Here is a 4,639-nt window from a genome sequence, read left to right as displayed (position 1 = left end):
AAGCTCGTGGTACGCCGCGAGCCCTTGGAACGGACCTCCACACAAAAAGTCCGCCGCCACGTCTATCAGGACCAACTCGATACGCCGGGAGAGAGCGAATGAAGTTGACGGAAGCGACGATTTTCGATATAGTCTATCAACAATCTGGTGTTTAAAAAACAAGCGAAAGGAGTGGAGTTATGGGTCAGGTATACGCAGACAATTCGCAATCCATTGGCAACACGCCGCTGGTGCGGTTGAATCGGGTGACTCAGGGAGCCGGTGCAACGGTTCTGGGCAAGGTCGAGGGGCGGAATCCGGCTTACTCGGTGAAGTGCCGCATCGGCGCCAACATGATTTGGGACGCCGAGAAGCGGGGGGCGCTCCGTCCCGGCATGGAGATCGTCGAGCCGACCAGCGGCAACACCGGCATCGCGCTGGCCTATGTTGCCGCCGCGCGGGGCTACACGCTCACGCTGACGATGCCGGAGACCATGAGCATCGAGCGTCGGCGCGTCTTGGCGGCGTTCGGTGCCAACCTGATCCTCACACCGGGAGCCGAGGGGATGAAGGGGGCGATCACCCGCGCTGAGGCGATGGCCGCAGCGGATCCACAGCGCTATTTTCTGCCGCAGCAGTTCAAGAATCCCGCCAATCCGGCGATTCACGAGCAGACGACGGGGCCCGAGATTTGGAAAGACACCGACGGCGGCATCGACGTGCTGGTCGCGGGCGTCGGCACCGGCGGCACGATCACCGGCATTTCGCGCTACATCAAGCATACCTGCGGCAAGAAGATCCTCTCGGTGGCGGTGGAGCCGCGGGAAAGCCCGGTCATCACGCAAAAGCGGGCGGGGATCGATCTCAAGCCCGGGCCGCACAAGATCCAGGGGATCGGCGCGGGGTTCATTCCCGACACCCTCGACCTCGCCATGGTCGACCGCGTGGAGCAGGTCGATAGCGCGGAGGCCGTCGCCTTCGCCCGGCGCCTGGCGCGCGAAGAGGGGCTGCTGGTCGGCATCTCCTGCGGCGCGGCAGCTGCGGTGGCGGTCCGTCTCGCCAACCTGCCGGAGTTCGCCGGCAAGACGATCGTGGTGATCCTCCCGGACGCGGGCGAGCGCTACCTGTCATCGGTCCTCTTCGACGGGATCGGCGTGTGAGGCGGAAAAGGAGGGAAAGTCCCGTCCTTCCCTCCCCCGTCCTCCTTCCCAAAGCCCTCTCCCTCAGATATCCAAGCCATGCTCCTTCGGGTGAGCCAGTCCGACAACCGTCTTGATGCTGTCTTTCCATTTGATCAGGGGGTCGGTGTGGTGGCGGCGGAAGAGGGCGCGGATGGCGGTGTCGTTCTGGGACGCCATGATGGCCGCGCCGCGGCGGACGGCCGCGGCGTCGCCGGGGCAGTTCAGGGGCAGGATGTTCCGGAGGCGGTTGATCTTGCCGAGCCAGATCGAGTCGGTGACGTAGGGGCGGACGGCGGCGACGAGGGCGTCCGGGTTGGCGTCGAGCATGGGTTCGCAGGAGACGCTGGTGGCGAATTCCCGGGCGTAGGCGAGGCGCAGACAGTCGAGACGCTCGGTGAAGGCCGGCGCGCCGGGTTCCCAGAAGGAGAGAACGGCGTCGTCGGTGGAGGCGATCGAGAAGCGCAGGACGATCTGGTCGCGGTACGGCAGGAGTGTGTCGCAGAGGCGGGTGATGCACACGACGCGGGGTTTGGAGACGATCAGGACCTCGTTGCCGGCGGCGAGCATCCGGGTCAGCACGTCAAGGCAGGGATCCAGATTCGCCGGGGTGATGTCGTGAGCGGTCGGGAACATGATCCGACCATCCCGCTTGGTGTACCGGCGGTCCACGTCGTGCTGACGGAGATGGGGTGTGATCCAGGACTGGGCGGTCGCCCGCTTGAAGCGAATGGCCATGGTCTTGGCGTAGCAGTAGCGGCAGTCGTGCTCGCAGCCGTCCTGGATGTTGACGTTGCTGGCGGCCCATTCCTGGGTTCCTGTGGGCGGGCGGCGGGATTGGACGGTGGCGGTGTGCATAGAGAGGCTCTTGGCTGAGGTTTCGTTTTTCTCCCTCAAAAATCTATCATGTCCGTCAGGCGGAATTCCTTTGCAAGTATAGGCTTTTGCGCCTTTTCGTCATAGCCAACGATCATCCAGCGCACGCCGTCCAGCGACAGGATCATCACGTGCCCGTAGATGCGGTGTTCGGCGAGGACTTTCGGGGCTTCGTCGTCGCGTTGGTAATACAGTTTAGGGTCGGCGAGCAACCCGCCGTCTTCCGTCTGGCGGCCTTCAATGCCGATGACGAAATCCGGGAAGAAACCGCGACCGTCGGGCATGAGGACGTTGACGGACCAGGGTTTGTGCGGTTCGTTGCGGTGCCACCACTTGACGAGGCGGTTCATGTCCCGGTCGAGCAGTTGGGCAAAGGGTTCCTCCCAGGTGTTGAGACCGGCTGGCATGACGCCGTAGACGTTGCGGGGCGATTTCGGGAGCGGTTCGGCCCAGACCAGTTCGGACGGGAGATCGTCGGCCGCGAGAATCTGGGCGTGTTTGGCATGCGCGGCCTTCTGCGCCTCCAACAGCAGTTCGGGGTGCGTGGCGAGAATGACATCGAGGAAACAGGCAACCTTCTCGGGAGCCTGCGCTTCGGGCATGGTTTCGTCCTGCATGACCTTCTGGAGTTTGCGGCGGAGCGCCTGGAGCAGGCCCTTGGGATCGAAGGTCTTGTTGCGGCAGAGAACGCGGTGGGCGGCCTCGGCCGCCTGGGTGGGCGACAGGTCGGCGCTGAAATCGAATTCCTGTTGGAAGGTGTGGGTGAAGACATCGAGGGTGCGGCGTTCGACGGGCACCTGGGTCTTCATGGCCTCCAAGAGGTCGCGGGTGGAAACGATGAAGCGCTCGGCGCACTCCTCTTCTGTGACCTCGATGTCCGGGCAGACTACCTGAGTCTTGAAGCGGCGGGGCATGCCGGGTCGCAGTTGGTAGCGGTGCGATCCGGGGGAGCCGCAGACCTTGGCCGGGGTATTTGCCGACGGTCCGGGCGCGGGTGGCGGTGGGTTGGCGCCGAAGAAGGTGCCGAAGTCGAAGTTGGGGATGTAGGCGACCCTACCGGTGGTCGTGGTGGCGACATCGCTGACGGCAGCGGCGCCGGTTGTCTGCGGGGCGGTCTCAGATGCGAGACCGAAGAAGCTGGTCTGGCCGTTTGCCTCGACCGTGCTGACGCCGGAAACGCCGTCGCCGTAGTGCAGGACGACGGTGGCGGTGCTGGCCTTGGCGTACTCGGTCTGAATGGCGTTGATCTTCTGACCGGCGATGTCGAGGCCAGTCTGTGTCTCTGGATCGGCCAGAAAGACGTAACCGTAATTGAGCGCGTCGGGGAGTGTGCCGGACTGGGCGCGGCCCTGGAGACGGCGGTGGACGCGCAGGATGCGGCCGACCAGTTGGACACCGAAGTCCGGGTCGCGACTGGCGCGCATGGAGACAAGGGTGAAAGCGCGCGGGGCATCAAACCCCAGGGCCACGGCCATCTTGAAGATAAGCACCTCGCGCCGTTCGTCGTTGGCCAGCGCGAGGATGTCGGCGTCCGGTTCGTCGGCGGTGTGGACGGCGACCTGTTCGTCTGTGAATCCCATGCGCAGCAGCACCGATTTGAGGCGGTCCACGCTCTTGTCACTGGAATCGGCCTGCACCAGCAGAAGCGGCGTCAGGGGAATGTTCATCTCCTCCAACTGCTTCTTGAGCGTGCGGTGCGCGGCAACGCCGTCGCGCAGGGCGGTGGCGGTCAAGTCAACCAGCGCGCGTTTCTCGGGATCGACAAAATAGGCGGCGCACTTGACGCCGGACTTGATCAGGCCCGACTTGACGGCATCCGCGCGGCTGACGCGGATGCGCTGAAGTTCGGCAATGCCCATGGCATCCTCGAAGGCGGTGACATCGGCATCGTCCGGCGTGGCGGTGATAAGAATGGTGTACTCGGGCCGGAGAACTTCTTTGAAGAACTGCGCGGCGAGGGTCTTCTGGCCGAAGCCGTGGTGGGCCTCGTCCACCACGACGCCAATGCGAAGCCCCTGGTCGCGAAGGGCTTCGATGAGGGTATCCATGGACGGGTTGTTGTCCGACTCCTTGCGGACGTTGCGTTTGTCCTTGAGGCGCGTGGCCACGGCCTGCCAGGTGGTGACGAAGACATCAGCGCGTCGTGACTGGTTGATGGAACGATCATCCGCGAGCTCCCGGAAGTGCAGGCCGTGGAACTCCTCGCGCAAGACGGCGGCGGTCTGGCCGACGACGCCTTTGAAGGGGGCGAACCAGAACCAGACGACATCCTCCACGTGGCTGAAACGTTCGACGATGGTGCCGGCCATGAGGGTTTTACCGGAACCGGTGGGCGCCTCGATCAGCAGGTAGCCGTTGTGGTTGATGGCGTTCGCACGGCCGGCGGCGTCGGCGCCGGCGGCATCCAGCAGGCGCTTGGCGGTGGTGAAGAGGTCCACGCCGCTTTTGACGGCGTCGTCTTGGAAGGATTTTAGGACGCGGATTGGCATGGCGGGGGTTTCTTGGACAGGATTAACAGGATTTTGCAGGATTGGGGGGGCGGTAGGTGCGGGTCTTGCGTTTGAACTGGAGGCTTTCGGCGCCGAAGTTGATGAGGAGGCCGGTCT

Annotated in this window: 3 protein-coding genes; 1 reads left to right on the top strand and 2 read right to left on the bottom strand. The window is 64.1% G+C overall.

Annotated elements, in window-relative coordinates; translation table 11 throughout:
• The first annotated feature begins 179 nt into the window (after positions 1-179).
• Entirely contained in the window at positions 180-1,139 is a 960-nt protein-coding gene (gene cysK / locus FJ222_12125; protein ID MBM4165168.1) for a cysteine synthase A, read from the top strand.
• A 63-nt stretch (positions 1,140-1,202) separates the two neighbouring features.
• On the opposite strand, the gene FJ222_12120 is transcribed toward cysK, so the two are convergent.
• Both FJ222_12120 and FJ222_12115 read right to left on the bottom strand, forming a co-directional pair.
• Positions 1,203-2,015, bottom strand: a complete 813-nt coding sequence (locus FJ222_12120) for a hypothetical protein (GenBank protein ID MBM4165167.1) — start codon at positions 2,013-2,015, stop codon at positions 1,203-1,205.
• 35 nt (positions 2,016-2,050) lie between these two features.
• Positions 2,051-4,522, bottom strand: coding sequence for a DNA/RNA helicase (locus FJ222_12115; protein ID MBM4165166.1), 2,472 nt, complete (start codon positions 4,520-4,522; stop codon positions 2,051-2,053).
• Positions 4,523-4,639 lie beyond the last annotated feature (117 nt).

It is taken from the genome of Lentisphaerota bacterium (genome assembly GCA_016873675.1).
Classification (GTDB): Bacteria; Verrucomicrobiota; Kiritimatiellia; order RFP12; family JAAYNR01; genus VGWG01.
The sequence above is the reverse complement of the archived record's forward strand: the minus strand, read 5'-3'. Positions and strand labels throughout refer to the sequence as shown.